The following is a 26,880-nucleotide window of genomic DNA, read 5'->3' on the forward strand; positions in this document are numbered from 1 at the left end:
GATCAGCCCTCCATGACCTGTCTGAGGGCCGCCCCGACCCGCGCCGGACCGGGAAAATAGTCCCATTCCTGGGCGTGCGGATAGGGCGTGTCCCAGCCGGCAACCCGCAGGATCGGCGCCTCGAGGTGATAGAAGCAAGTCTCCTCGACGAGGGCGCAGAGCTCGGCGCCGAAGCCCGAGGTCAGCGTCGCCTCGTGGACGACGACGCAGCGGCCGGTCTTCTCCACCGACTGCCGGATCAGGTCGAGATCGAGGGGCACGAGGGTGCGCAGGTCGAGGATTTCGGCATCGATTCCGACCATCTCGGCCGCCGCGATGGCGACATGCACCATGGTGCCATAGGCCAGAACGGTGACCCCGGCGCCCTCGCGGCGCACCACGCCCTTGCCGAGCGGCACGGTGTAGCGGCCCTCCGGAACCTCGCCCAGCGGATGCTTCGACCAGGGCGTCACCGGCCGGTCGTGATGGCCGTCGAAGGGGCCGTTGTAGAGCCGCTTGGGCTCCAGGAAGATCACCGGGTCGTTGTCCTCGATGGCGGCGATCAGCAGGCCCTTGGCGTCGTAGGGATTGGACGGCACCACCGTCTTCAGGCCGGCGACATGGGTAAACAGCGCCTCGGGCGACTGGGAATGGGTCTGGCCGCCGAAGATGCCGCCGCCGGTCGGCATGCGCACCACCATCGGCGCGGTGAAGTCGCTGGCCGAGCGATAGCGCAGCCGCGCCGCCTCCGAGACGATCTGGTCGTAGGCCGGATAGACATAATCGGCGAACTGCATTTCCACGACCGGCCGCAAGCCATAGGCCGCCATGCCGATGGCGGTGCCGACGATGCCGCTCTCGTTGATCGGCGCGTCGAAGCAGCGGTTCTTGCCGAAGCGCTCCTGGAGCCCGGCCGTGCAGCGGAAGACGCCGCCGAAATAGCCGACGTCCTCGCCGAAGACGACGACGTTGTCGTCCTCCGCCATCTTCACCGCATGAGCGTCGCGGATCGCCTCGATCATGGTCATGCGCGCCATGGCGTCAGCAACCTTTCCTGCATTCGCCGCCGGGGCCTGCTCGGCCGTCCCGTCGCGCTCATCGTCAGTACCCCGCCTGCTGGCGCTGGCGGCGCAGATGCGGCGGCATCTCCTCGTAGACGCCCTCGAACATGTCGCGCACCGAGGGCCGCGGACCGGTGTGGAGCGTGCCGTGGGTCTCGGCCTCGCGCTGGGCGGCGAGGATCTCCGCGTCGATCTCGGCCTCGGCCTGGACGTGGCGCTCCTCGCTCCAGACCTCCTTGAGGATCAGATGGTTCTTCAGCCGCTTCACCGGATCGCCGAGCGGCCAGGCGTCGGTCTCCTCCTTGGGGCGGTAGGCGGACGGATCGTCCGAAGTGGAATGGGCGGCGGCGCGGTAGGTGACCCATTCGATCAGCGTCGGGCCGAGATTGCGGCGGGCCCGCTCGACGGCCCATTTGGACGCCGCGTGGACGGCCAGATAGTCGTTGCCGTCGACCCGCAGCGAGGGAATGCCGAAGCCGAGACCGCGCGCGGCGAAGGTGCCGGAGCCGCCGCGGGCAATGCCCTGATAGGTCGAGATGGCCCATTGGTTGTTGACGATGTTGAGCACCACCGGCGCCTTGTAGGTCGAGGCGAAGACCATGGCCGAGTGGAAGTCGCTCTCGGCCGTCGAGCCGTCGCCGATCCAGGCTGCGGCGATGCGGTGATCGCCCTTGATCGCCGAGGCCATCGCCCAGCCGACGCCCTGCACGAACTGGGTCGCCAGATTGCCCGAGATCGAGAAGAAGCCGTGCTCCTTGGACGAATACATGATCGGCAGCTGCCGGCCCTTCAGCGGGTCGCGGCGGTTGGAATAGATCTGGCACATCATGTCGACGAGCGGATAGTCGTCGGCGATCAGCAGCCCCTGCTGGCGATAGGTCGGAAAGTTCATGTCGCCGGGGCCAAGGGCCTTGCGAAAGGCGCAGGCGATCGCCTCCTCGCCGAGGCACTGCATGTAGAACGAGGTCTTGCCCTGACGCTGGGCCATCAGCATGCGGCGGTCGAAGGCGCGCACCCGCATCATCGTCTTCAGCCCGGCCAGGACCTCCTCGTCGCTCAGCGTGCCGGCCCATTCGCCCACCGCCTCGCCGGAGCGGTTGAGGACGCGGATGATCGAATAGGCGAGATCGCGGATCTCGGCCGGATCGACGTCGACCGGCGGGCGGCGCACCGTGCCGGCCCGGGCGATCTTGACGCCGCTGAAATCGGGGGTGCCGCCGGGCCGGACCTCGGGCTCGGGCACATGCAGGCTGAGCGGCTGATCGTCCGGCAAGGTCCACCCCCTTCGTCGCGATACATGCGCGACGTTGCGACCGCGCCAAGGCATCCGTCAAGGTGGCGTGTGGAGGGTGACCGCGTTTGTCTGACGGGGTCTGCGGGCGCGGCGTGACTATTGCGGCCGGATCAGCACCGTCGCCATGAAGGCGAAGATGCCCAGAAGCGCCAGCTTCCAGAAATCGCCGCGCTTGCGCAGGCCCGGCACGCCGAAGGGCCGGATCAGATGCGCGATCATCAAAAGCAGTAAGATGACGGAAAAGAGCTTGCTCATCGGGGCAGCGTTACCCGATCGACCGACCCCGCGCCATGGGCGAAGGCCGGCGCGCGCGTCGGTTTTGCCGCTGCTGTCACGCCAGGTGCAGATGGTCGCTGCGGAAAGTGACGGCGCGCAGGAGACAACGGTCCGTAAACCGAATGTTCTTAATTCCCCCGCCATAAAATCCGCGAAGCTTACGAACAGGCCGTAAGGGCCGCAGCGGGAACGTCATGAATTTCTCCATCAGCCGAAAACTGTCCGCCCTCATCGCTGTTGCAGCCTTCGCCAGCATCGCCGCGATGACCCTGCAACTGTACTCGCTGCATCAAACGATCTGGAACGATCGCAAGAATCTGATCATCTCGCAGGTCGACAGCGCCATCTCGATGCTCGGCGGCTTTCAGGCAAGGGTCGAGTCGGGCGAACTGACGCTTCAGGAGGCGCAGGACCGTGCCCGTGAAGCCGCCCTGCCGATCCGCTTCGGACAAAACGACTACCTCTTCATGATGAGCGCCGACGGCACGCGCGTGATGCACCCCGATCCGAAGCTTCAGGGCACGGATTCGTTCAAATCCAAGGATGTGAAGGGCGTCTTCTACAACCGCGAGATGGTGGAGAACGCCCACAAGGGCGGCGGCTTCACGACCTATTACCGGGCGCGGCTGAAGGGGTCGGACGAGATCTCGCCCAAACTCTCCTACGCACAGCTGTTTGCCCCCTGGGACTGGACGGTTGCCACCGGGCTCTATGTCGACGATCTCAACACCCAGTTCATGGGCGAAGTCTACAAGGCGCTTCTCTGGTTCGCGTTGCTGTTCGCCCTCTTGATCGCCTGTGCCATTCCGCTGGCCCGTTCGATCTCGCGCCCCATCGCCCAGATGACCGCTGCCATGCGTTCGCTCGCCGCCGGCGACAAGACCGTCATCATCCCCGGCGCCGGCCGCCGGGACGAGATCGGCGAGATGGCCGGCGCGGTCGAGGCCTTCAAGCAGGCCGCCATCGAGCGCGACGAGCTGGCCGAGGAAGCCGAGGCCGCCCGCATCAGCCAGGAAGAGGCCAAGAAGCGTCAGGCGGCGCTCGACAACGCCAAGGCGGAAGACCTGCGCGCCTTCGTCGGGGTGGTCGAAGTGGGCTTCGAGCGCCTGTCGGCCGGCGACCTGACGGTGCGCATGCAGGACAAGGTGGCCGAGGAATTCGAGCCGATCCGCGCCAAGTTCAACGCCAGCGTCGCCTCGCTGGAAGAGGCCATCGGCCATGTCGTGACCTCGATCGCCTCGATCCGCACGGGTCTCGGCGAGATCAACACCGCCTCCAACGATCTCGCCCACCGCACCGAGCAGCAGGCGGCGAGCCTGGAGGAAACCGTCGCGGCTTTGGGCGAAGTGACCCAGGCCGTCAACGAGACCGCCGAAGGTGCCGGCAAGGCCCAGCAGGTGGCCTCGGGTGCCCGTGAAAAGGCCCAGAAGGGCGGCGAGGTCGTCGGCAAGGCGGTCGCGGCCATGGGCCAGATCGAGCAGTCCTCGGAGAAGATCAACTCGATCATCTCGGTGATCGACGAGATCGCCTTCCAGACCAATCTCCTGGCGCTGAACGCCGGCGTCGAGGCGGCCCGGGCCGGCGAGGCGGGCAAGGGCTTTGCGGTCGTCGCCCAGGAAGTGCGCGGGCTCGCCCAGCGCTCGGCGGAAGCGGCCAAGGAGATCAAGACGCTGATCGCCACCTCCCGCGAACAGGTCGGCACCGGCGTCGAGCTCGTCACCGCCTCCGGCAAGTCGCTGGAAGAGATCGTCACCGAAGTCAGCGCCATGGCGGAGGTCATCTCGACCATTGCCTCCTCGGCCCGGGAACAGGCGACGAGCCTGCGCGAAGTCTCGGGTGCGGCCGATCAGATGGACAAGGTGACCCAGCAGAACGCCGCCATGGTCGAGGAAGCGACGGCGGCGAGCCAGACGCTGGCCAACGAGACAGACGAGCTGGCCCATGCCATGGCCAAGTTCAGCACCAGTGCCGGCGATGCCGGCGCCCGCCGCGGTTCGCCGGCGCCGCAGCCGTCGCACCGCCATGGGGCCCCGTCGCGCGGCGTCAGGCAGCTGCGGACCATCGACGGCGGTGCGGCACCGAAGCCGGTCGCCGACAGCTGGGACGAGTTCTGAGCCCCAGCCGCCGGGCGCGTTCGCGCGGGCCCGGCCATCGGGCCGACTGACCGAGCCGGGAAACCGGCGGTCCGAGACACTCCCGATCACATGCAGACAGGCCGATCGATCTCTCGCGAGGTCGGCCGGCCTGTTTGTTTCGTCAGGCGATCAGATCGAATGCAGCGGACCGGAGGCGACCACGGGGCCCGTCGGCACGCCGGTGGGCGAACCGCCCTCGGGCTCCATCGACACTGCGAGCGCGGCATCGGTGGCACCATATTCGGGATCACTGAGAACCAGCCGCAGCGGATGGGTCATGTCGATCAAGCCGAGCGAGCGCGGCGCGCCGCCGGCCGGCGGTACCAGCCAGAGCTCGGGCACCCGGCCCGCCTCCTGCGCGGCGACCACGGGGATCAGCGTCGCCTCGGCGGTGCCGGTGTCGATCACCACCGTCAGGAGCGGCGTGCCGTCGTCGGCGCTGAGCGTCGCGGTCAGCGTCCCGCCCGGCGCAGGGGGCGGCGCGGCGAGGTCGCGGCCGGCGACCAGGATGAGCATCGCCAGGCTGGTGACGGCGAGCCCCATTCCGCCGAGCCCCAGCCATTGCCAGATCGGCGAAACCCTGCGGCCGCGCGGCACAGCCGGGGTCGCGGCACGGCGCGTCATCCAGTCGATCTCGCCGGCGATGCGGGCCCAGACGCTGGCGGGCGGCACCACTGCCGGCACCGTCTGCGCCAGCGGCCCGAGGCGCTCGGCCCAGGCATCGATCTCCTGCGCGAAGGCGGCATCCGTCGCCGCCCGGCGCTCGACCGCACGACGCTCTGCGCCATCCAGAACGCCGAGCACATACTCGGCGGCCAGATCCGCATCGTCCCGTTCGTGGTCTTGCGCCGCGGTCATTGCGACAGGCATCCCTTCAGTTTCTGCAGCCCGCGCCGGATCAGGCTCTTCATGGTGCCGAGCGGCACCCCGGCATGGCCGGCCAGCGTTTCATAGGTGGCGCCGCCGAAAAAGGCCGCGGTGATCGCGCTGCGGGCGCGCTCTTCCAGCGTGTCCAGGCATGCGGCGAGCTGCTGCCCCTCCTGCGCGCGATGCAGCAGCTCGAAGGCGTCGGGCGTGCCGTCGGCAAGATCCAGCGCGGCGTCCACCGGCCGGTCGGCGCGGCGAGGCCCGACCTGGCGCAGGCGGTCGATCGACCGGTTGCGGGCGATCGTCGCCAGCCAGGTGATCGGGCTCGCCCGCCCCGCATCGAAGCTCTCGGCCTTGCGCCATATGATCAGATACACATCCTGCAACACGTCCTCGGCTTCCTCGCGGTCCCCCAAGATACGCAGGCAGATGCCGAATAGCTTCGCCGATGTCAGATCGTAGACGGCCTGCAGCGCCGCGCGGTCGCCCGTAGCGACGGCGCGCAGGCGTTCCACGAGCACTGCCCGGCCTTCCTCCGCACTTGTCGACATCAGGGCCGGGTTCTCGCTGCTTCGCCGCACATGCAGACAGCCGAACAATGGCGGCGGGCGAAAGTCAACGCCTGCGCCCTGACGGTCCCGTGACCGGCCTTTCCGTCAGTAGGGCGCCTCGCTCGTGCCCATCTCGACATAGACCGACTTGACCTGGCTGTAATGCTCCAGCGCCGCGCGGCCGTTCTCGCGGCCGATGCCGGAGCGCTTGAAGCCACCGAAGGGCATTTCCACCGGGGTCAGATTGTAGGCGTTGATCCAGCAGGTGCCGGCCTGCAGCTTCGCCACGACGCGGTGGCCGCGCTGGATGTCGCGGGTGTAGACGCCCGCCGCCAGGCCGAATTCGCTGGCATTGGCGCGGGCGATCGCCTCCTCCTCGTCGTCGAAATCGAGGACGCACATGACCGGGCCGAAGATCTCCTCGCCGGCGATGCGCATGTCGTCGGTGACGTCGGTGAAGACCGTCGGCTCGACGAAGACCCCGTCGGGAAAGCCGTCGACCTTTGCGCCGCCGCCGCCGCAGGCGACCGTGGCGCCTTCCTGCCGGCCGATCTCCAGATAGGAGAGCACCTTCTCGTACTGGGCGCGCGAGACCAGCGGGCCGAGATCGGTGGTCACCCGCAGCGGATCGCCGAGGGTGATCGCCCTGGTGCGCGCCACCAGCTTCTCGACGAAGGCGGCCCGCACCGAGCGCTCGACGAAGACGCGGGTGCCGTTCGAGCAGATCTGGCCGGTGGAGTAGAAATTGCCGAGGATCGCGCCGGAAACCGCCGCATCGAGATCGGCATCGGCGAAGACGACGATCGGCGACTTGCCGCCGAGTTCCAGGGTCACGTGCTTGGTGGTCTCAGACGCCGCCTGCATCACCCGCGCGCCGGTCGGCACCGAGCCGGTGACCGAGACCTTGGCGATCCGCGGATGGCCGGCGAGTGCCGCGCCCACCGGGCCCATGCCCTGCACGACGTTGAAGACGCCGGCCGGCAGGCCCGCCTCGGACAGGATCTCGGCGAGTTTCAGCGCCGTCAGCGGCGTCACTTCAGAGGGCTTGAAGATCATCGCGTTGCCGCAGGCCAGCGCCGGGGCGGCCTTCCAGGAGGCGATCTGGATCGGGTAGTTCCAGGCGCCGATGCCGGCGCAGACGCCCAGCGGCTCGCGGCGCGTATAGGCGAAGGAGCCGCCGAGATCGATGTAGTCGCCGGTGATGTCGGCGGCGAGCGCGCCGAAATATTCCAGCGCGTCGGCGCCCGAGGCGGCGTCCGCCACCAGCGTCTCGGACAGCGCCTTGCCGGTGTCGAGCGTCTCCAGCTCCGACAGCGCCTCGTTGCGGTCGCGCATGATCGCCGCGGCCCGGCGCAGGATGCGGCCGCGCTCGGCGCCGGTCATCGCCGCCCAGACGGCCTGCCCCTTCTGCGCCGCGGCGATGGCGCGCTCGATCAGGGCCGGGGTGGCGGCGTGCAGTTCGGCGATGGTCTCGCCGGTGGCCGGATAAATGCTGGCGAAGGCCTCGCCGCTCTCGTCCTCGACATAGCCGCCGTCGATGTAATGGGATCCGTTGGGCTGGGCGCGCATGGCTTCGTCCTCTTCCTTCGTTGCCGCTTCTGTAACGCCGCCGGCCGCCGCGCGCCACCTTGGCCCGCCCCGCTGATGCCGCCGAGATCGCCGCGCTTGACGTTGCGGCCGCGACCCTCCATCTGTGCTGCGGGCCGAGGGAGCCTGCCGCTCGCGGGCGAAAGCCGTGGTGAATCCCCTTTCCGATCATCCGTGACGCCATTTCACGTTGGCATGCGGCCTGACGGCAATCGCGAGCCCCGACTTCAAGACGCCGCATGCGACGACCTCGAAAGGTTCAGCAGATGACCGGCATGCCCCACACCCCGACCGCCACCGACTACAAGGCCCAGGCCAGGCGCCTGCGGGCCGGACTGGCCGACACGGGCCACGACCTCACCCACAGCGCCGCCCTGGAGCTGGTGGCGCGCCAGCACGGCGTGCGCGACTGGAACACGCTGAGTGCGCTGGCCGCACGCGGCCGCTCCGTCGCCGATCTGACCATCGGCTCGACGGTGGCCGGCCGCTATCTCGGCCACGACTTCACCGGCGAACTCGTCGCGCTGCACGCTCTGTCGAAGAGCGGGCGCTACCGGGCCTCGATCCAGTTCGACACGCCGGTGGACGTCGTCGCCTTCGACAGTTTCTCGGCGTTCCGGCGCCGGGTGACCGTCACCGTGGATGCGACCGGCGCGACGACCGAGAAGACCTCGGACGGCCGGCCGCATCTGCAACTCGCGCTCTAGGGCGCGGCCGAGAAATCCGTGCCGGGCGCCCGTCCCGGCACGGATGCCGATCCGGACGCTTCGCCGCAGCCGCGGAACGGCCCTGCCGCGGGCCCCTTTTCCTTGGCGATCCCTGCAATTGGAGAAGCCCGATGACCACAGACCTCGAACAGCGTACCTGCGAGCGAATCCGGATCGAGCCGGCCGCCGGCTCCGTGGTGGTGAATTTCCTCGGCGCCATCCTTGCCTCCACCGACAAGGCGCTGGTGCTGCACGAGACCGGCTACGATCCGGTCTATTATATCCCGAAGGACCGGGTGGAGATGGCCTATCTGCGCGAAAGCGACCGGCGCACGACCTGCCCGTTCAAGGGCGAGGCCCGCTACTGGTCGATCACCGCCGAGGCGCAGTCCGCCGACGACGCGGTCTGGGCCTATGATACGCCCCATGCCGGCGTCGGCGAGATCGCCGGCCATGTCGCCTTCGATCCGAAGAAGGTGACCGTCCCAGTCAGCTGACCGGCCGGACCCTCCGTCCTGCGCGGGGCCGGCAGCGGCCCCGCCGCGTCAGCGGTCGCTGTGGCCGAGGTCGCGGGCCGGGTCGAGCCGGTCGCGCACCCGCTGCTTCAGGATCTTGGCCTCCGGAAAGCCGCCATCGGCCTTGCGCTCCCAGATCGTCTCGCCCTCATAACGGATCTCGAAGACCCCGCCGGTGCCCGGCACCAGCGCCACCTCGCCCAGATCCGGGCCGAAGGTCGACAGCAGCTCCTGCGCCATCCAGGCCGCCCGCAGCAGCCACTGGCACTGGGTGCAATAGGTGATCGCGATCCTCGGGGCCGTCCCGTCCTTGCTCATTGCCTGTACTCCTGAAGCCTGCCGCGCTACCTCGGGCGGTGGAGCGGCATTCCGGCCGGTCCGCGCGACGCGCCCTTCCGGACCCAACCTATCGGCTGCAATGCTGCAATCCGCCCGTCCTGCACATGGCAGGCACCGCCGCCGGCTCAAGACCCGGATCACCCGCGCAAGGGTCCGCCTGCGCCGACTCTATCACGGTCACACCCGAAACGCCCTGCGCTTCCAGATGGCGGTGCTGCTGGTGGACATGGCGATCATCGCCTTCTTCGTCTTCAGCCCGATCCTGCGCGACGACCCGTCCTTCCTCTTCGTCGATTATTCGGTCGCCGCGATTCTCGCCGCCGACGTCTCGGCACGGTGCTTTGCCGCCCGCAACCCGCTCAAATGGCTGCGCCAGCCCTTCGTGCTCCTGGATCTGGTGATCCTGGCGACGCTGCTGTTTCCCTACACGCTGATCAATTTCGGCTTCCTGCGGATCGTCCGGCTGTGGTCGATCTCCCAGAGCGGCGTCCTGTGGCGGCCGTTGCGGCGCTGGGGCCACCGGGACTGGGAGCAGCTCGCCCGCGCGGTGGTCAATCTGATCACCTTTCTCTTCCTGGCGACGGGCTTCGTCTACACGACCTTCTTTCGGAAGGGGTCGGGCCTCGAGGGCTATCTCGACGCGCTCTATTTCACCGTCGCCTCGGTGACGACGACGGGCTACGGCGACATCACCCTGCCGGGCAGCTGGGGCAAGCTGACCTCGGTTGTCATCATGATCATCGGCATCTCGCTGTTCGTGCGCCTGGCGCAGGCGATCTTCCGGCCGCGCAAGGTCGACTATCCCTGCCCCAATTGCGGCCTGCAGCGCCACGACCCCGACGCCGTCCACTGCAAGGCCTGCGGCCAGCTCCTGAAGATTCCCGACCCCGGCGACTGACCGGACTGCCGCCGCGACGACGCCGCGACGGGCACCTCGCGCCGGGCGGCTGCATCGCCGCGCTTGCATACTACAAATATCCTTGTAGTATTGCAGCATGGATGAAGACAGAGCCGTCGCGGCGCTCGCCGCCCTCGCCCATGCCGACCGCCTCGCCGCGTTCCGTGCCCTCGTGCAGGCCGGACCCGAGGGACTGCCGTCCGGCGTGATCGCGGAGCGTCTCGGCGCGGCCCCCACCCGGATGAGCTTCCATCTCGCCGCCCTCGAGCGCGGAGGACTGATCGGTTCGCGGCGGGACGGACGGCGCATCCTCTATGCCGTCCGCTACGACGAGATGCGTGGCCTGCTGGGCTTCCTCACCGAGGATTGCTGCGGCGGCCGGCCGGAGCTTTGCGGCGATCTTGCCGCGCTGGTGCCCGCCTGCGGGACAGAGGAGGCCTGCCGATGACCCGGTCCGATCCGTTCAACGTGCTGTTCCTGTGTACGGGCAATTCCGCCCGCTCGATCCTCGCCGAAGCCATCCTGCGCAAGGAGGGCGGCGGGCGCTTCAACGCCTTTTCGGCGGGCAGCTTCCCCAGGCCCGACGTCCACCCGATGAGCCTCGAGCTTCTGGCCGAGCACGGCTATCCGACCGACGGCCTGCGCTACAAGAGCTGGGACGAGTTCGCCGAGCCGGGCGCGCCGATGATGGATTTCGTCTTCACCGTCTGCGACGACGCGGCCGGCGAATCCTGCCCGGTCTGGCCGGGCCAGCCGATGACCGGGCACTGGGGCATCGAGGACCCGGCAGCCGAAACGCGCGGCGGAATGTGGCAGCGCGCTGCCTTTCTGCGTGCGCTGCATTACATGCGCAATCGCATCGCCGTCTTCACGGCGTTGCCGATTGAAACGCTCGAGCGCAGCAGCCTGACCGCCGAGATCCGTGCCATTGGCCGGTTGGAGGGGACGACGGCGACCGCTCCCCACCCAGCAGAGGCCTCATGACCGTCACGATCTATCACAATCCCGACTGCGGCACCTCGCGCAACACCCTCGCCATGATCCGCCAGTCGGGCGAGGACCCGCAGGTCATCGAATATCTGAAGAACCCGCCCAGCCGCGAAACGCTGATCGAGCTGCTCGACATGATGCAGATGAAGCCGCGCGACCTGCTGCGCGAAAAGGGCACACCCTATGCCGAGCTCGGGCTCGACGACCCGAAGCTGTCGGACGAGGAAATCCTCGCCGCGATGATGCAACACCCGATCCTGATCAACCGCCCGATCGTGGTGACGGACAAGGGCGCCCGGCTGTGCCGCCCGTCCGAGACCGTGCTGGAGATCCTGCCGGATCCCGAGATCGGCCTGTTCACCAAGGAGGACGGCGAAGTGGTGATCGAAGGAAGCGAACACTACCATGACGGATGAGCCTGCAACGCCGTTCGACCTGCCGAACATCGCCGCCGACCAGCTCGAACGGCCCGATGTCGCGGCGCTGGCCGGGCCGGACGGTCCGGCCCACGCGCCGCGGATCCTCGTCCTCTACGGCTCGATCCGCGCGCGCTCCTATTCGCGCTTTGTCGCCGAGGAAGCTGGCCGGCTGCTGCGCTGGTTCGGCTGCGAGGTGAAGACCTTCGATCCGCACGACCTGCCGCTGCCCGACGGCGCCGAGCCCTCCCATCCCAAGGTGAAGGAGCTGCGCGACCTCGCCATGTGGGCCGAGGGCATGGTCTGGGTCAGCCCGGAGCGCCACGGCGCGATGACGGCGATCATGAAGGCGCAGATCGACTGGCTGCCGCTGTCGCTCGGCGGCGTGCGGCCGACCCAGGGGAAGACGCTGGCCGTCATGCAGGTATCGGGCGGTTCGCAATCCTTCAACGCGGTCAACCAGATGCGCATTCTCGGCCGCTGGATGCGCATGGTCACCATCCCCAACCAGTCGTCGGTGGCCAAGGCCTTCAACGAGTTCGACGAGGCGGGGCGGATGAAGCCGTCCGCCTATTACAACCGCATCGTCGATGTCTGCGAGGAACTGGTGAAGTTCACCCATCTCGTGCGCGGCCGGTCGGACTATCTGACCGATCGCTATTCCGAACGCGTGGAGAGCGCGGAAGCCGTCTCCCTCAGGGTCAACCAGCGCTCGATCTGAGCTTTTCGCCCACCCCGTCCCGGACATTGCCATGCTCGCCTTCGCGATCTTCCTCGCCACCCTGATCCTCGTCATCTGGCAGCCGAAGGGCCTCGGCATCGGCTGGAGCGCGCTGGGCGGCGCGGCGATGGCACTGGCCGTCGGGGTGGTCGATTTCACCGATCTCGGCGTCGTCTGGGACATCGTCTGGGATGCGACCTTCACCTTTGTCGGGCTGATCGTCATCTCGCTGATCCTCGACGAGGCGGGCTTCTTCCACTGGGCGGCGCTGCATGTGGCGCGCTGGGGCGGCGGCAACGGGCGGCGGCTGTTTCCGCTCGTCGTGCTGCTCGGTGCGGTGATCGCCGCCTTCTTCGCCAATGACGGCGCGGCGCTGCTTCTGACGCCGATCGTGCTGGCGATCCTCCTGCGGCTCGACTTCCGACCCGAGGCGGCACTGGCCTTCATCGTCGCCACCGGCTTCGTCGCCGACACGACCAGCCTGCCGCTGGTCATCTCCAATCTCGTGAACATCGTCTCGGCGAATTATTTCGACATCAGCTTCAACCGCTACGCGCTGGTCATGGTGCCGGTCGACCTCGTCGCCCTGGCGGCGACGCTGGCGGTGCTGTGGGTTTATTACGGACGGGCGATCCCGGCGGCCTATCCGGTGGAGGAGCTGGAAGAGCCGCGCTCGGCGATCCGCGACCCGCTGGTGTTCCGCGCCGCCTTCCCGCTGCTCGGCCTGCTGCTGATCGCCTATTTCGTCACCGGCCCGTTCGACGTGCCGATCGCGTTCGTCACCGGCGCCGCGGCCTTGCTGCTGCTGGCCATCGCCGGCCGCTGGATCGGCAAGGGCGCGGCGGTGGTGCCGATCGGTCGGGTTCTGCGCAATGCGCCCTGGCAGATCGTCCTGTTCTCGGTGGGCATGTACCTGGTGGTCTACGGCCTCGGCAATGCCGGCCTGACGGATCTGGCCGCCGGCCTCCTGGTCTGGCTCGGCCAGCAGGGCAATGTCGTGGCGACCGTCGGCAGCGGCTTTGCCGCCGCCATCCTCGCCTCGGTGATGAACAACATGCCGGCGACGCTGGTCGGGGCGCTGGCCATCGACCGGGCGGACGTCACGCCGCTGAGCCAGGAACTGATGATCTACGCCAATGTCATCGGCAACGATCTCGGGCCGAAATTCACCCCGATCGGCAGCCTCGCCACGCTGCTCTGGCTGCATGTCCTGGCCACCAAGGGATATCGCATCACCTGGGGCCAGTATATGAAGGTCGGGCTGGTCATCACGCCGCCAGTGCTGCTGGCGACGCTTCTGGCGCTGGTCGTCTGGCTGCCGCTGCTAAACGGCAGCTAGGCCGGATCAGACGGCCGGCCAGCGATGGTGGAAAACACCGTCGCGGTCGAGCCGGTGGAAGGTGTGGGCCCCGAACAGGTCGCGCTGCGCCTGGGTCAGATTGGTGGTGCCGCGCGCCCGGCGATAATCGTCGAAATAGGCGAGCGCCGCCGACAGCGCCGGCACCGGGATGCCGGCCATCGACGCCTTGGCGACAACCTTGCGCAGCGCCGTCTGCCCCGCCTCGACCCGGCCGATGAAGGCAGGCGACTGCAACAGGTTGACCACGCCGCCGGTCTCGTAGGCGCCGGCGATGTCGTCGAGGAACTGCGAGCGGATGATGCAGCCGGCGCGCCAGATCTCGGCGATAGTGCCGAGCGGCAGGTTCCAGCCGAACTCCTCCGAGGCCGAGGCCATGGTGGCGTAGCCCTGGGCGTAGGCGATGATCTTGGCCGTCTCCAGCGCCTGCTCCAGTTCGGCGATGCCGGCGGCCTCGGCGGAGAAATCCGCCGCCTCGGTGGCGATGCCGGCATAGAAGCGGCTCGCCTCGGCCCGCTCGGAGCGGCGCGAGGAGACGCCTCGCGCCGAGACCGCGGCCTCGATGGTGGTGGCGCCGACGCCCAGCTTCTGCGCCTCGATGACCGCCCAGCGGCCGGTCCCCTTCTGGCCAGCCTCGTCGACGATCAAATCGACCAGCGGCTTGCCGGTCTCGGGGTCCTTCTCGGCGAGATTCACCGCGGTGATCTCGATCAGGTAGGAGGACAGGCCGCCCTTGTTCCACTCGCCGAAGATCGCCGCCATGGCGTCCGCCTGCATCCCCATGCCGTCGCGCATGATGCCGTAGATCTCGGCGATCATCTGCATGTCGGCATATTCGATGCCGTTGTGGATGGTCTTGACGAAATGGCCGGCGCCGTCCGGGCCGAGCCATGCGACGCAGGGCGCGCCTTCGTATTTCGCAGCGATCTTCGTCAGGATCGGCTCGAGCTGCGGATAGGTGTCCTTCGCCCCGCCGACCATGATCGAAGGGCCGTGGCGCGCACCGAGCTCGCCGCCCGACACGCCCATGCCGACGAAGTTGAGGCCGGTGCCCTCGACGTCCCGCGAGCGGCGGACCGTGTCGTTGAAATCGGCATTGCCGGCGTCGATCATCACGTCGCCCGGCGACAGCAGCGGCGCCACCTCGGCGATCTCGGCATCGACGATCTTGCCGGCCGGGACCATGAACAGCACCAGCCGCGGGCTCTTCAGCGAGGCGACGAATTCCTTCAGCGTCGAGGCCGGCACGACATTGTCGCCGATACCCGGATTGTCGTCGCGCAGGGCAAAGCCCTTCTCGACGGTGCGGTTGAAGACCGCCACCCTGAAGCCTTTCTCGGCGATGTTGAGCGCGAGATTGGCGCCCATCGTCCCGAGACCATAGACCCCGATATCGGCCGGCCGATCACCCATCTGACTTCTCCTGTCTTCCCCCGCCCCGGGGCGATGCGCCACGCCGGACGGTCCGTCGAATTGCGTTCCGCGGCGGTCGCCGCGCGTGTCAGCTCTTCAGCCGCCAACCGGTGCGGAAGATCCAGCCGATGACCAGCAGGCTGGCCCCCAGGAAGACCAGCGTCATGGCCAGGCTGACCCCGATCGACACGTCCGACGTGCCGTAGAAGGCCCAGCGAAAGCCGCTGATCAGATAGACGACCGGATTGACCAGGCTGACGTCCTGCCAGAACTCCGGCAGCATCTTGATGGAATAGAAGCTGCCTCCCAGAAAGGCCAGTGGGGTGATGATCAGCAGCGGCACGAGCTGCAATTTCTCGAAGCCGTCGGCCCAGATGCCGATGATGAAGCCGAACAGCGAGAAGGTGATCGCCGTCAGAACGAGGAAGGAGAGCATCCAGATCGGATGCTCGATCCGCAGATCGACGAAGAACCAGGCGGTGGCGAGGATGATCAGTCCGAGCATGGCCGATTTGGTGGCCGCCGCGCCGACATAGCCGAGCACGATCTCGAAGGCCGAGATCGGCGCCGACAGGATTTCGTAGATCGTGCCGACGAATTTGGGGAAATAGATGCCGAAGGCGGCATTGGTCAGGCTCTGCTGCAACAGCGACAGCATGATCAGGCCGGGCACGATGAAGGCGCCGTAGGAGACGCCGTCGATCTCCTCGATACGCGAGCCGATGGCCGCGCCGAAGACGACGAAATAGAGCGAGGTGGAGATGACCGGCGAGATCACGCTCTGCATGATGGTCCGCCAGGTGCGGGCCATCTCGAACTTGTAGATTGCGCGGACCGCAGCGAAATTCATGCCTCGTCCCTCACCAGGTTCACGAAGATTTCCTCCAGCGTGGACTGTTTGGTCGACAGGTCGCGGAAGCGGATGCCGGCGTCCGACAGGCGGCTCATCAGCGTGGCGATGCCGGTGCGCTCGGCCGTGGTGTCGTAGCTGTATGTCAGGCTCTCGCCGTCCGGCGCCAGCGTGATGTCGTAATCGTCGAGCCCGTCCGGCAGGCGCTGGATCGGCTCCTGCAGATGCAGGGTCAGTTCCTTGTGGCCGAGCTTGCGCATCAGCTCGGCCTTGTCCTCGACCAGGATCAGCTCGCCGCGCGAGATGACGCCGATACGGTCGGCCATCATCTCGGCTTCCTCGATATAGTGGGTGGTGAGGATGATGGTGACGCCGGATTCGCGCAGCTTGCGCACGACCTCCCACATCTCGCGGCGCAGGCCGACATCGACGCCGGCCGTCGGCTCGTCGAGGAACAGCACCTCCGGTTCGTGCGACAGCGCCTTGGCGATCAGCACGCGGCGCTTCATGCCGCCCGACAGGGTCATGATCTTGCTGTCACGCTTGTCCCACAGCGACAGGTCGCGCAGCACCTTCTCGATATGGGCTGGATTGCGCTTCTTGCCGAACAGCCCGCGCGAGAAGGAGACGGTGGCCCAGACGCTCTCGAAGGCGTCGGTGGTCAGCTCCTGCGGAACGAGGCCGATCATCGAGCGGGCGGCGCGGAAGTCGCGGTCGATGTCGTGGCCGCCGACCGAGATCGAACCCTCGGTCAGGCCGGCAATGCCGCAGATGATCGAGATCAGCGTCGTCTTGCCGGCGCCGTTGGGGCCGAGCAGCGCGAAGATCTCGCCCTTGTCGATGGACAGGTCGATGTTCTTCAGCGCCTGGAAGCCGCCCGCATAGGTCTTCGAGACGTTCTGGACGGAGAGGATCGGTGCCATGGAGAGATGTTACCGCTGCAGGAGACGGCCGGAGCGCGCGAATGTCGCCGGGCATTTCCACCCGACATAGCCGTTCGGCCAGCTTTGGCCAGAGGCAGTCGGACGGACGGATCGTCAACCGGCATACCCGCAGACGAGAACGCCCGCAAACGGCGGGGCAGCGGGAAGCTGGCACGTCGTTTGCGGGCGGTGAATCCGGCCCTTCGCGCGCAGGCCATGCCGCGCCGGGCAGATCGAGGCGGGAGAAGCCCCCCGCGCCCTGTCAGAAGGGGTAGCTGCGTGCCGAGAAACGACCCTGGTCGACCTCGCGGAGACGGCGCTCCAGATCGGACATGGACACGGACTGGTCCAGATAGGCCCGAACCAGCTCCTGCTCGCGGTTGCGGCTGAAGGCGCCGCGGATCTTGTCGGTGATGTTCATGACTGGTCTCCTTTCCGCCCCTAGATGGAAGCTTTGCCGCAATGCAGCAATGCCGCGCGATGCAAGGCAGCCATGCCGTGGCGGCACGGCGGCGGAAAGGATTCGTTAACTATCCCCGGCCTGGAACCTCAGCCGGCCGGGGACGGTCAGGCGGCTTCCTCGGAAATCGCGATGATCTCGGCGTCGGCGGTGCCGGCGCGCACAATGTCGCCGACAGTCCGTCCGATCAGGCTGCGGGCCAGCGGCGACAGATAGGAGATCAGCCCGGCGGACGGATCGGCCTCGTCGATCCCGACAATGGTGAATTGCTGGGTGCGGCCGTCCTCGCGCTCGATCGATACGACGCTCCCGAACTGGGCCGTGCCGCCGGTGTCGCGCGGCCGGATCAGCTCGGCGGTGGCGCGGCGCGCATTCCAGTAGCGCAGGTCGCGGTTGATGTTGGCGATGGCGATCTTGTCGTCGGCCTGCCGCGCCGCCTCCTTGCGCTCGTTCAGCGCGGCGATCTCGGCATCGATCAGCGACAGCCCGCGCGGCGTGACCAGATTGGGCTCGGTGCCCAGATCGCGATCCGGCAGCACCTCGACCTGGTCGTCATTGGGTTCCTTGACGAAAGCGACACTCATCGGACGACATCCTGTTGTTGTACAAAGGATGTAGGGTCGCCGACGACGCGCTCAACCGGCCCGGGCGAGACGGCACATCCGACGAACGGACGCCCGCCCCGCAGAGCGTCTGCCGCCACGCGAATCATCAGACGCGAAACGCGACCGGTGCAAAACCGGTCGCGGACGCTTCAGATATCCAGATTGGCGACCTGCAGGGCGTGTTCCTGGATGAACTCGCGGCGCGGCTCGACCTCGTCGCCCATCAGCCGCGAGAACAGCTGGTCGGCGTCGGTGGCATCGTTGATCTTGACCATCACCAGGGTGCGGGCTTCCGGGTCCAGCGTCGTCTCCCAGAGCTGCTCCGGGTTCATCTCGCCCAGACCCTTGTAGCGCTGCAGGGTCAGGCCCTTGCGGCCGACCTCGAAGACTGCGGTCAGAAGCTCCAGCGGTCCGGTGAGCTCGCGCTCGGTATCGCGCCGGCGCAGCACCGGCAGGCCCTGGTAGATCTCGGCAAGCCGCCCCGCGAGGCGGTTCAGCTGCAGGCCGTCGCCGGAATTGATCAACGCCGCATCGATCGTCTGCACCTCGGAGACGCCGCGCACGGTGCGCATCAGGCGATAGCCGCCGTCGACCGCCTCGCCGGACCAGCCGCGCTCGGTTTCCTCGGCCACGTCGTCCAGCCGCTCGGCGATCCGCTGGGCCATCTGCGGACCCTTGGCCGCGTCGTCGGCCATCTCCGGCGACAGGGCGCCGACGATGGCGGCCTGCTCGATGACGCTGCGGTCGTAGCGCGAATGCAGGCTGCTCATCACCTGGCGCACCTGCAGCGCGTCCTCAACGACGCCGCGCAGATCGCGGCCGGTGCGGACCTCGCCATGGGCAAGCGTCAGCCCGGCATCGTCGAGACCACCTTCGATCAGGTAGTTCTCGAGCGCCTTCTCGTCCTTCAGATACTGGCTCTGCTTGCCCCGCGTCACCTTATAGAGCGGCGGCTGGGCGATGTAGATGTAGCCGCGCTCGATCAGCTCCGGCATCTGCCGGAAGAAGAAGGTCAGCAGAAGGGTGCGGATATGGGCGCCGTCGACGTCGGCGTCCGTCATGATGATGATCTTGTGGTAGCGCAGCTTCTCGATGTTGAACTCGTCCTTGCCGATGGACGTGCCCAGTGCCGTGATCAGCGTGCCGATCTGGTCGGAGCCCAGCATGCGGTCGAAGCGGGCGCGCTCGACATTCAGGATCTTGCCGCGCAGGGGCAGGATCGCCTGGTTCTTGCGCGAGCGCGCACCCTTGGCCGAGCCGCCGGCCGAGTCGCCCTCGACGATGAAGATCTCGGACTTCGCCGGATCGCGCTCCTGGCAGTCGGCCAGCTTGCCGGGCAGCGAGGTGATGTCCAGCGCGCCCTTGCGCCGGGTCAGGTCGCGGGCCTTGCGGGCGGCCTCGCGGGCCGAGGCGGCTTCCACCACCTTGGCGATGACCACCTTGCCCTCCTGCGGGTGCTCCTCGAACCAGGTCGACAGGGTCTCGTTGACCAGGCTCTCGACGACGGGGCGCACTTCCGAGGAGACCAGCTTGTCCTTGGTCTGGGACGAGAATTTCGGGTCCGGCACCTTCACCGACAACACGCAGGACAGGCCTTCGCGGCAATCGTCGCCGGTCAGCGTCACCTTCTCGCGCTTCAGCGCGCCGGAGGTTTCCGCATAGCCGGTCACCTGCCGGGTCAGCCCACCGCGGAAGCCCGCCATGTGCGTGCCGCCGTCGCGCTGCGGAATGTTGTTGGTGAAGCAGAGGACGGATTCATTGTAGCTGTCGTTCCACCACAGCGCCGCCTCGACGACGATGCCGTCCTTTTCGCCGTAGAGCACGATCGGCTCGGGGATCAGCGGCTTGCGGGCGCGGTCGAGATAGCGGACGAAGGCTTCCAGGCCGCCCTCGTAGAACAGCTCGGTGACCTTCTCGTCGGCATGGCGCTTGTCGGTGAGGATGATCCGCACGCCCGAATTCAGGAAGGCCAGCTCGCGCAGCCGGTGCTCCAGCGTGCCGTAGTCGAACTCGGTGACGCCCTGAAAGGTGTCGGTCGAGGGCAGGAAGGTGATCGCCGTGCCGGTCTCGTCGCCGGCGTCCCCGGTCACCTCCAGCGAGCCGTCCGGCACGCCGTGGGTGAACGACATCTCGTGGATCTTGCCCTTGCGCCGGATCTTCATCGACAGCTTGACCGACAGCGCGTTGACCACCGACACGCCGACGCCGTGCAGGCCGCCGGACACCTTGTAGGAGTTCTGGTCGAACTTACCGCCGGCATGCAGCTGGGTCATGATGACCTCGGCCGCCGAAACGCCCTCGCCGGTGTGGATGTCGGTCGGGATGCCGCGGCCATTGTCGGTCACGGTGCACGACCCTTCGGGGTTCAGCGTGACCGTGACATGGGTCGCATGGCCGGCCAGCGCCTCGTCGATGGCGTTGTCCACCACCTCGTAGACCATGTGGTGCAGGCCCGAGCCGTCGTCGGTGTCGCCGATATACATGCCCGGCCGCTTGCGCACGGCGTCCAGCCCCTTCAGGACCTTGATCGAATCGGCACCATATTCGGGATTGGCAAGCGGATCGGTCTCGGGGATAGCTGACATGATGGTCCTTGGTCTCGAGCCGCGCGCCCGGGGAGGGCGAATCGGCCAAAATTCACTCTTTTATATAGGGTCTCTCCTTCATTGACGAAAGCGCCTGCCGGCCCTACCCCCAGCGGCGGGCCGGAATGCGGCGCGAACGCAACGCCTGGCCGGCCGCGCGACCCGTGCCGCGCCTCCGCTTCCGCTGCAATCTTCGCCGTGAGGGACCGATCCATGCCTTCCAACGACCCGATGCGGGACAGCTTCACCTTCTGGACCCGCGACAAGCTGCGCTACGGCGACACCGACCGCCAGGGCCATGTGAACAACGCCGTCTACGCGACCTTCTTCGAGACGGGCCGGGTGGAAGTGCTGCATGCCGGCGAGGCGCCGCCGCCGGCCGGAACCGCCTTCGTCCTGGCGCAGATCGCCATCGACTTCCGGCGCGAGATGAACTGGCCGGGCGAGGTCGAGATCGGCACGGCGGTCGAGGGCCTGGGCAACAGCTCGATCCGCCTGCGCCAGGGCGTCTTCCAGAATGGCGTCCTGTGCGCCAGCGCCGCCGCGGTGATCGTTTTGATGGACGAGGCCACCCGCCGCTCGACGCCGCTGCCCGACGACATGCGCGGCCGGCTCGCGGCCCATGTCCGCACAAGCCCCGCCGACGCCTGACCGGACGCCCTGCCCTGCCGGCAGCCGTCGGCGGCAAAAGCGACCGTGATCGGCGCCACCCGCGACGATTGCGCCGCTCGACGCGGCAATCGCCGCCACCCATATGCAATCGCGACCCTTCTCTCCTGCGGCGAGTCGCCATTTCATGTCCGATACCCTGACCGCTCCAGCCCAGGCCATGTCCGCCGCGCCGGTGCGGCCGTTCCGCGCCCCGGCCCCGGTGCCCAACGCGATACCGCTCGGCTTCTTCGGCTTCCTGACGACGGCCTCGCGCAATCCCATCGAGATCTGGGGCACGCGGGCGTTCAAGGAGCCCTATATCGTCGGCAAGTGGCTGGGCGTGCCGAACATCGTCATCAACGACCCGGCCGGCGTCCGCCACTGCCTGGTGGAGAACGCGAAAAACTACGTCATGCAGCCGCTGCGCCAGCGCATCCTGCGGCCGCTCCTGCGCGACGGGCTCCTGACCGCCGAGGGCGCCCTGTGGCGCCGCACCCGCAAGGCCATCGCGCCGGTGTTCACGCCGCGCCACACGGCCGGCTTCTCCGAAACCATGCAGGACCGGTCCGAGCGCTTCGCCGACGGCCTCGCCGCGCGCGCCGGCGGCATGGTGGACGGCAGCCACGAGATGACGCTGCTGACCTTCGACATCCTGCAGGCGACCCTGTTCACCGACGACATCGCCGATGACGGCGAGACATTCGCCCGCTCGACCCGCGACTTTCTCGGCTCCATGGGACGGGTCGACCCGCTCGACCTCCTCGGCGCGCCGGCCTTCCTGCCGCGCCTGCGCCGGATGCGCGGCCGCAAGTCGATGGACTATTTCCGCGGCCTCATCGCCCGCACCATCACCCGCCGCCGCGAGCAGATCGCCCGCGATCCCGACGGCGCGCCCAACGATCTCCTGACGCTGCTGGTCAAGACCGACGGCCTGTCGGCCAGCGAGATCGAGGACAACATCATCACCTTCATCGGCGCCGGCCACGAGACCACCGCGCGGTCGCTGGCCTGGACGCTGTATCTCCTCAGCCAGGCGCCCGCCGAGCGCGCCGCCGTCGAGGCCGAGCTCGACACAATCCTGCCGACCCTGTCGCATCCGAGCGAATGGCTGGAGCGGCTGCCCTATACGCGGGCCGTCTTCGAGGAATCGCTGCGGCTCTATCCCCCGGCGCCCTCGCTGAACCGCACCGCGCTGGCGCCGGACCGGGTCGGCGACGTGGCGATTCCCGCCGGCGCGACGGTGCTGGTCATGCCTTGGCTGATCCATCGCCATGAAATGCTCTGGGACCGGCCCGACCATTTCATCCCCAGCCGGTTCCTGCCCGGCAATCGCGAGGCGCTCGACCGCTACCAGTATCTGCCCTTCGGGGTCGGCCCGCGGGTCTGCATCGGCGCCAGCTTCGCCCTGATGGAAGGCGTCATCGCCCTCGCCTGCCTCCTGCGGGGCCTGCGTTTCGACTATGAGGAGGCCGCGCCGCCGGAGGTGGTGCAGCGCATCACCGTGCAGCCGAATGGCGGACTGCCGCTCAGGGTCAGCCGCCGGACGCCGGCGCCCCTGGCAGGCTGACGGGACCAGTTGCGGCCGGGACGATTCCGGCCGCCGAGGCCTGCCTGGCAGGGGCTTGCGGGCTGCCGACGGGGCGGTGACGGCCCATTCGGGCGACAGTGCGCTTGCGTTCGGGCGCGTGAAAGCCCATACTATCAGTTCGGGTATTTGCAGACCCGGAGTCTGGCAGACGTTCCGCCACCGTAAAACGGCGGTTCGCTTGGTAGCGCATTGGCGCGACCAGCGCGACGAGAACCAAACCTTTCGCCGTAACCCTTGTGAAGTTCCGAATCTCCGGCCGCGGCGGCATGCCGTGTCCACACCACTCAAGAAGTCAATCGCGTCGCGAGAACACTTCAGACGATCGCCCACAGGGCAGCGACGAAAGGTAATACCATGAGCCAGACCGGCACCGTAAAGTTCTTCAACGAAGCCAAGGGTTTCGGATTTGTCACCCCGGAAGGCGGCGCGAAGGATGTCTTCCTTCACGTCTCCGCTCTCGAGCGCGCGGGCATCTCCTCCCTGAACGAAGGCGACAAGATCAGCTTCGACACCGAGCCGGACACCCGCGGCAAGGGCCCGAAGGCTGTCAACGTTCAGCGCGCCTGATTGCATGATGTGACCGGCGGGCTTCTGGCCTGCCGGTCTCTACTGTTTCGCATGGGTTCGCGGCGTTTGGTGGCGAACAACGGCGGAAGAAGGTGACGATGGAAAATTCCAGGAAGGCGCGTGAACGCGCCGAAGCGGCACTGTCCGGACCGCCGGAACGACCGGCCAAGGGCTCCGCGATTGGAATCATCGCTGCCGAAAGCCTGGCCGTCCAGGAAAAGACGGCACGATTGAAGAAGCTCCGCATGGAGCGGGATGCGGCCGAAGCGCCTGAGCCGACCAAGGCAGAGGCGAAGGCGTCGAAGGCGAAGGCCAAGACGACAAAGCCGACGGCGCGCGCTAAATAGCCGGTTGGCAGACCGACTCGGTCGCCGATCAATTCCGAGGCCCGGCCACCACCTGCCCCGCGAGGCAGGGAAATGGCCCGTGGCCCATCAACTGATGGAAGGAGTCGTTTTGAAAGTCGACGTCAGAGACAACAATGTCGATCAGGCCCTGCGGGCGCTGAAGAAGAAATTGCAGCGCGAAGGCGTCTTCCGTGAGATGAAGGCGCGTCGCGCCTACGAGAAGCCGTCCGAGCGACGCGCTCGGCAGAAGCAGGAGGCGATCCGCCGCTCCCGCAAGCTTGCTCGCAAGCAGGCGCAGCGCGAAGGCCTCGTGCCCGGTCCGAAGCGCAAGATCCGTCCCGGCGCACCTCGCCCGGGCGCACCGAGCGCAGGCGCCGGTGCCAACGGCGCAGCCGGTGCACCGCGTCCGGCTTCCGCGACCTCGCAGTACTGATACGACCCATTCGCTCCTCGAGAGCAGAAAAGCCCGGCGGATCCGATCCGCCGGGCTTTTTTGTGTCTGGGCTCCTCTAGCAGCCTGACGCATCCTGCGATTGCGGCCGCCGCGCGTCCGACTTCGGCTCCAGCCAGCGGCGGTATTCGTCCGAGACTTCGCACATGTCGGCATAGAGCCAGACCATGCGGTCGACGAACCAGAGCTTGCCGCCCTCCGCGATGATCAGCCCCGCGATCGTGGCGGTCGCCTCGCCCCGGATCAGGCCATAGGCCAGGATGGGGACCCCGACGGCAGTGATCGATGTGAGGATCGTCGCGGCCCGGCGATGGTGGTCCGGGACCGGCACCGCCTTCCGGTTCAGATAGACCCGCTCGCCGAAGGTCGCCCGCGACGCCCAGTTGTCGGGATCGCGGGGCGGCGGAAACAGCCGCGGATTGACCATGGCGAAGACCGCCAGGGCCGCGACCGGCGCGAGCGCCCACCAGCCGATCCAGACGCGGCTCCAGATCGCCAGGACCAGCACGGGCAGGATCGCCGCCCGGGTCCAGACGCTCCAAGGATTGGCATGGCGGGCCCAGCTCTCCTCGTCCATGCGCATCGCCCGCTCGGCCAGCGCGAAGACATCCATGGCGCCCTCCCGTCGGCCGAACGGCGGAGGGGTCCGGCGCTATTTCGCGCCGTCCTCCTCGCCCAGACCGTCGAACAGCGCCGTCGACAGATAGCGCTCGGCGAAGGACGGGATGATCACGACGATGTTCTTGCCCGCCATCTCCGGGCGCTGGCCGACCGCGATCGCCGCCGAGAGCGCCGCACCGGAGGAAATGCCCACCGGCACGCCCTCGATGCGGGCGACGAGACGGGCGATCTCGAAGGCGTCGTCATTGGTCACCTGCACGACCTCGTCATAGACCTCGCGGTCGAGGATCGCCGGCGCGAAGCCCGCGCCGATGCCCTGGATCTTGTGCGGGCCGGGATCGCCGCCCGACAGGACATGCGAGGCTTCCGGCTCGACCGCGACGATGCGGACGCCGGGCTTGCGCTGCTTCAGCACCTGGCCGGCGCCGGTGATCGTGCCGCCGGTGCCGATGCCGGACACCAGCACGTCGATTTCGCCCTTGGTGTCGTTCCAGATTTCCTCGGCGGTGGTGACGCGGTGGATTTCCGGGTTGGCCGGGTTTTCGAACTGCTGCGGCATCACCGCATCGGGAATTTCGGCCACCAGCTCGCCGGCCTTGGCGATGGCGCCCTTCATGCCCTTGGCGCCCTCGGTGAGCACCAGATCGGCGCCCAGCAGGCGCAGCATCTTGCGGCGCTCGATCGACATGGTCTCCGGCATGGTCAGGATCAGGCGGTAACCCTTGGCCGCGGCCGCAAAGGCGAGCCCGATGCCGGTATTGCCCGATGTCGGCTCGATCAGCGTCGTCTTGCCCGGCGTGATCCGGCCGTCGGCCTCGAGCTTCTCGATCATGGCGACGCCGATGCGGTCCTTGACGCTGGCGATCGGGTTAAAGAATTCGAGCTTGGCGAGAAGGTTGGCCTTCACGCCCTTTTCCTTCGCCAGCTTGTCCAGCCGGACGATCGGCGTGTCACCGATGGTGTCGGCGATGGAATCGTAGATGCGTCCGCGCCCGTGGGTCCGGGCGGCGCCCTCTTTCACTACCTTGTCCATGATGGTCTCCTTCCCTGTCGCGGCCCGGCGTTCATTCACTTCGCGCCCGGTCATCGTGCCTAACCTATGCCGGATCGCGCGCGGTTTTGAGGTCTGACAATCCAAAGCCGGCGGTCTGGCCGGAATAGCTTGCTAGGCCGGAGCCGGCCGATCCATGCAATTTGCAACCAATTCTTTACCCTCTCTTAGGCCGCCCCAACCAGTATGGCGGATCACGGCGGGTCCCTCGCGCCCTTTGCACGAAACGAGATTGCGCATGGCACGCACCTTTCAGCACATTCGCACGATTTTCGGCGAGTTCGTCCTGTTGCTCCTGGCCATGACGCTGCTGTCGGTGGTTGCCGCCTTCCACATCTTCGACGGCGTCGGCCAGGCCGCGCTGAACCGTGCGCTCGGCTTTGCCGTCGTGGTGCCCATTCTGAGCGCCGTGCCCTATGCGATCTATTTCGTCGTCCGCCTCACCGGGCTGATGCAGCACAATGACGGCCTGCAGCGGGCCGCAACGACCGACCGCCTCACCGGCGTGCTGAACCGTCCGGGCTTCGACACGATCATCCGCCGGCACATGGCGGCGCTCGGCGACCACCAATATGCCGGGCTGATGCTGCTCATCATCGATGCCGACCATTTCAAGCGGATCAACGACCGCCTCGGCCATCCGACCGGCGACAAGGCGCTGAAGGCCATCGCCGGCGCGCTGAAGCGGTCGATGCGGGGCTCCGATGCGGTCGGGCGCCTGGGCGGCGAGGAATTCGCCATCTCCTTCCCCTGCACCAGCCTCGAACAGGGCAAGGCCGTCGCCGAGCGCCTGCGGCTGAGCATCGGCAAGCTGAGTGTCAGCGACGGCAAGCAGAGCGCCCGCCTGTCGGTCAGCATCGGCGGCGCCTTCTATACGACGCCGCAGCTCTTCGACCGGGTCTATGGCGCGGCCGACGTCAATCTCTACCATTCCAAGCGCACCGGCCGGAACCGCACGACCATCACCTCGGTCGCCGCCCACGGCCGCCGCTATCTGCAGGCCGACCGGCAGCAGGAAAACCAGCAGGCCGCCCGACTGACCGCCCTGCCCGCCCGCTGACGCTGGCGCCGTCCG

At 67.7% G+C, this 26,880-nt stretch carries 30 protein-coding genes; 15 read left to right on the forward strand and 15 right to left on the reverse strand.

Going from position 1 to position 26,880, the window contains the following annotated elements:
* Positions 1 to 2: 2 nt before the first annotated feature.
* The 3 genes from SI859A1_RS17275 to SI859A1_RS21895 form a co-directional block, all read right to left on the reverse strand.
* Entirely contained in the window at positions 3 to 1,016 is a 1,014-nt protein-coding gene (locus tag SI859A1_RS17275) for an alpha-ketoacid dehydrogenase subunit beta (protein WP_009210971.1), read from the reverse strand.
* Positions 1,017 to 1,080: 64 nt separating this feature from the next.
* Positions 1,081 to 2,313 carry a 3-methyl-2-oxobutanoate dehydrogenase (2-methylpropanoyl-transferring) subunit alpha gene (locus tag SI859A1_RS17280; RefSeq protein ID WP_009210972.1) on the reverse strand — a complete coding sequence of 411 codons (1,233 nt, stop codon included), beginning with the start codon at positions 2,311 to 2,313 and terminating at the stop codon, positions 1,081 to 1,083.
* Positions 2,314 to 2,430: 117 nt separating this feature from the next.
* Complete coding sequence (locus SI859A1_RS21895; protein ID WP_192847173.1) at positions 2,431 to 2,589, reverse strand: hypothetical protein; 159 nt, start codon at positions 2,587 to 2,589, stop codon at positions 2,431 to 2,433.
* A 215-nt stretch (positions 2,590 to 2,804) separates the two neighbouring features.
* Here SI859A1_RS21895 and SI859A1_RS17285 point away from each other — a divergent pair, with 215 nt between their 5' ends.
* Positions 2,805 to 4,724, forward strand: a complete 1,920-nt coding sequence (locus tag SI859A1_RS17285; protein WP_009210974.1) for a methyl-accepting chemotaxis protein — start codon at positions 2,805 to 2,807, stop codon at positions 4,722 to 4,724.
* A gap of 150 nt (positions 4,725 to 4,874) precedes the next feature.
* Here the strand turns inward: SI859A1_RS17285 and SI859A1_RS17290 are convergent, their stop codons facing one another.
* The 3 genes from SI859A1_RS17290 to betB all read right to left on the reverse strand — a co-directional run bounded on the left by SI859A1_RS17290 (position 4,875) and on the right by betB (position 7,732).
* Positions 4,875 to 5,603, reverse strand: coding sequence for an anti-sigma factor (locus tag SI859A1_RS17290; RefSeq protein WP_040325966.1), 729 nt, complete (start codon positions 5,601 to 5,603; stop codon positions 4,875 to 4,877).
* Positions 5,600 to 6,127 (reverse strand): sigma-70 family RNA polymerase sigma factor, encoded by a 528-nt coding sequence (locus tag SI859A1_RS17295; RefSeq protein WP_244401058.1) that lies wholly within the window; start codon positions 6,125 to 6,127, stop codon positions 5,600 to 5,602. The genes SI859A1_RS17290 and SI859A1_RS17295 overlap by 4 nt, the downstream gene beginning before the upstream one ends.
* A 141-nt stretch (positions 6,128 to 6,268) precedes the next feature.
* The gene (betB, locus tag SI859A1_RS17300) at positions 6,269 to 7,732 is read right to left on the reverse strand and encodes a betaine-aldehyde dehydrogenase (RefSeq protein ID WP_009210976.1); all 1,464 of its coding nucleotides are present in this window, start codon (positions 7,730 to 7,732) and stop codon (positions 6,269 to 6,271) included.
* 284 nt (positions 7,733 to 8,016) lie between these two features.
* Between betB and SI859A1_RS17305 the strand changes: the two genes are divergently transcribed.
* On the forward strand, positions 8,017 to 8,457 hold the full coding sequence (locus SI859A1_RS17305) for a glyoxalase superfamily protein (RefSeq protein WP_420804756.1): 441 nt from the start codon (positions 8,017 to 8,019) through the stop codon (positions 8,455 to 8,457).
* Positions 8,458 to 8,588: 131 nt separating this feature from the next.
* Entirely contained in the window at positions 8,589 to 8,954 is a 366-nt protein-coding gene (locus tag SI859A1_RS17310; protein ID WP_009210978.1) for a DUF427 domain-containing protein, read from the forward strand.
* 48 nt (positions 8,955 to 9,002) lie between these two features.
* On the opposite strand, the gene SI859A1_RS17315 is transcribed toward SI859A1_RS17310, so the two are convergent.
* Entirely contained in the window at positions 9,003 to 9,290 is a 288-nt protein-coding gene (locus SI859A1_RS17315; protein ID WP_009210979.1) for an Rdx family protein, read from the reverse strand.
* Between the two features lie 100 nt (positions 9,291 to 9,390).
* Here SI859A1_RS17315 and SI859A1_RS17320 point away from each other — a divergent pair, with 100 nt between their 5' ends.
* The 6 genes from SI859A1_RS17320 to SI859A1_RS17345 all read left to right on the forward strand — a co-directional run bounded on the left by SI859A1_RS17320 (position 9,391) and on the right by SI859A1_RS17345 (position 13,675).
* The gene (locus SI859A1_RS17320) at positions 9,391 to 10,209 is read left to right on the forward strand and encodes a potassium channel family protein (RefSeq protein WP_009210980.1); all 819 of its coding nucleotides are present in this window, start codon (positions 9,391 to 9,393) and stop codon (positions 10,207 to 10,209) included.
* Positions 10,210 to 10,306: 97 nt separating this feature from the next.
* Positions 10,307 to 10,657 (forward strand): ArsR/SmtB family transcription factor, encoded by a 351-nt coding sequence (locus SI859A1_RS17325; RefSeq protein WP_009210981.1) that lies wholly within the window; start codon positions 10,307 to 10,309, stop codon positions 10,655 to 10,657.
* Entirely contained in the window at positions 10,654 to 11,193 is a 540-nt protein-coding gene (locus tag SI859A1_RS17330) for an arsenate reductase ArsC (protein WP_009210982.1), read from the forward strand. The genes SI859A1_RS17325 and SI859A1_RS17330 overlap by 4 nt, the downstream gene beginning before the upstream one ends.
* Entirely contained in the window at positions 11,190 to 11,615 is a 426-nt protein-coding gene (gene arsC / locus SI859A1_RS17335) for an arsenate reductase (glutaredoxin) (protein WP_009210983.1), read from the forward strand. The genes SI859A1_RS17330 and arsC overlap by 4 nt, the downstream gene beginning before the upstream one ends.
* A complete protein-coding gene (gene arsH, locus SI859A1_RS17340) occupies positions 11,605 to 12,336 on the forward strand; it encodes an arsenical resistance protein ArsH (protein WP_009210984.1) in 732 nt (243 codons plus the stop codon). Before arsC ends, arsH begins: the two co-directional genes overlap by 11 nt.
* A 31-nt stretch (positions 12,337 to 12,367) precedes the next feature.
* Positions 12,368 to 13,675, forward strand: a complete 1,308-nt coding sequence (locus SI859A1_RS17345) for an arsenic transporter (RefSeq protein ID WP_009210985.1) — start codon at positions 12,368 to 12,370, stop codon at positions 13,673 to 13,675.
* A 6-nt stretch (positions 13,676 to 13,681) separates the two neighbouring features.
* Here the strand turns inward: SI859A1_RS17345 and gndA are convergent, their stop codons facing one another.
* From gndA to gyrB, 6 genes are all read right to left on the reverse strand, one after another.
* Positions 13,682 to 15,106: an NADP-dependent phosphogluconate dehydrogenase gene (gene gndA / locus SI859A1_RS17350; RefSeq protein ID WP_009210986.1), complete on the reverse strand. Its 1,425-nt coding sequence runs from the start codon at positions 15,104 to 15,106 to the stop codon at positions 13,682 to 13,684.
* An 88-nt stretch (positions 15,107 to 15,194) separates the two neighbouring features.
* A complete protein-coding gene (locus SI859A1_RS17355) occupies positions 15,195 to 15,956 on the reverse strand; it encodes an ABC transporter permease (RefSeq protein ID WP_009210987.1) in 762 nt (253 codons plus the stop codon).
* Positions 15,953 to 16,879: an ABC transporter ATP-binding protein gene (locus tag SI859A1_RS17360; RefSeq protein ID WP_009210988.1), complete on the reverse strand. Its 927-nt coding sequence runs from the start codon at positions 16,877 to 16,879 to the stop codon at positions 15,953 to 15,955. Before SI859A1_RS17360 ends, SI859A1_RS17355 begins: the two co-directional genes overlap by 4 nt.
* Positions 16,880 to 17,141: 262 nt before the next feature.
* Entirely contained in the window at positions 17,142 to 17,300 is a 159-nt protein-coding gene (locus SI859A1_RS21075; protein WP_081451432.1) for a DUF3563 family protein, read from the reverse strand.
* Positions 17,301 to 17,446: 146 nt separating this feature from the next.
* Positions 17,447 to 17,923: a GreA/GreB family elongation factor gene (locus tag SI859A1_RS17365; protein ID WP_009210989.1), complete on the reverse strand. Its 477-nt coding sequence runs from the start codon at positions 17,921 to 17,923 to the stop codon at positions 17,447 to 17,449.
* A 170-nt stretch (positions 17,924 to 18,093) separates the two neighbouring features.
* Positions 18,094 to 20,529 (reverse strand): DNA topoisomerase (ATP-hydrolyzing) subunit B, encoded by a 2,436-nt coding sequence (gene gyrB / locus SI859A1_RS17370; RefSeq protein ID WP_009210990.1) that lies wholly within the window; start codon positions 20,527 to 20,529, stop codon positions 18,094 to 18,096.
* 213 nt (positions 20,530 to 20,742) lie between these two features.
* On the opposite strand from gyrB, the gene SI859A1_RS17375 reads away from it, so the two are divergent.
* The 5 genes from SI859A1_RS17375 (at position 20,743) to rpsU (ending at position 24,115) form a co-directional block, all read left to right on the forward strand.
* Positions 20,743 to 21,180 (forward strand): acyl-CoA thioesterase, encoded by a 438-nt coding sequence (locus tag SI859A1_RS17375; protein ID WP_050767576.1) that lies wholly within the window; start codon positions 20,743 to 20,745, stop codon positions 21,178 to 21,180.
* Positions 21,181 to 21,325: 145 nt separating this feature from the next.
* Positions 21,326 to 22,747 carry a cytochrome P450 gene (locus tag SI859A1_RS17380; protein ID WP_148233885.1) on the forward strand — a complete coding sequence of 474 codons (1,422 nt, stop codon included), beginning with the start codon at positions 21,326 to 21,328 and terminating at the stop codon, positions 22,745 to 22,747.
* A gap of 375 nt (positions 22,748 to 23,122) precedes the next feature.
* Positions 23,123 to 23,335, forward strand: a complete 213-nt coding sequence (locus tag SI859A1_RS17385; protein WP_024349555.1) for a cold-shock protein — start codon at positions 23,123 to 23,125, stop codon at positions 23,333 to 23,335.
* Between the two features lie 98 nt (positions 23,336 to 23,433).
* Positions 23,434 to 23,682: a hypothetical protein gene (locus tag SI859A1_RS17390; RefSeq protein ID WP_024349554.1), complete on the forward strand. Its 249-nt coding sequence runs from the start codon at positions 23,434 to 23,436 to the stop codon at positions 23,680 to 23,682.
* 109 nt (positions 23,683 to 23,791) lie between these two features.
* A complete protein-coding gene (gene rpsU / locus SI859A1_RS17395) occupies positions 23,792 to 24,115 on the forward strand; it encodes a 30S ribosomal protein S21 (protein WP_009210993.1) in 324 nt (107 codons plus the stop codon).
* A 76-nt stretch (positions 24,116 to 24,191) separates the two neighbouring features.
* Here rpsU and SI859A1_RS17400 read toward each other — a convergent pair whose 3' ends face one another.
* The gene (locus SI859A1_RS17400; protein ID WP_009210994.1) at positions 24,192 to 24,746 is read right to left on the reverse strand and encodes a DUF6653 family protein; all 555 of its coding nucleotides are present in this window, start codon (positions 24,744 to 24,746) and stop codon (positions 24,192 to 24,194) included.
* Positions 24,747 to 24,785: 39 nt separating this feature from the next.
* Entirely contained in the window at positions 24,786 to 25,787 is a 1,002-nt protein-coding gene (cysK, locus tag SI859A1_RS17405) for a cysteine synthase A (RefSeq protein ID WP_040325968.1), read from the reverse strand.
* Between the two features lie 256 nt (positions 25,788 to 26,043).
* On the opposite strand from cysK, the gene SI859A1_RS20490 reads away from it, so the two are divergent.
* Positions 26,044 to 26,865, forward strand: a complete 822-nt coding sequence (locus SI859A1_RS20490; RefSeq protein ID WP_050767578.1) for a GGDEF domain-containing protein — start codon at positions 26,044 to 26,046, stop codon at positions 26,863 to 26,865.
* Positions 26,866 to 26,880 lie beyond the last annotated feature (15 nt).

Source organism: Aurantimonas manganoxydans SI85-9A1 (assembly GCF_000153465.1).
In the GTDB taxonomy this organism is placed as follows: domain Bacteria; phylum Pseudomonadota; class Alphaproteobacteria; order Rhizobiales; family Rhizobiaceae; genus Aurantimonas; species Aurantimonas manganoxydans.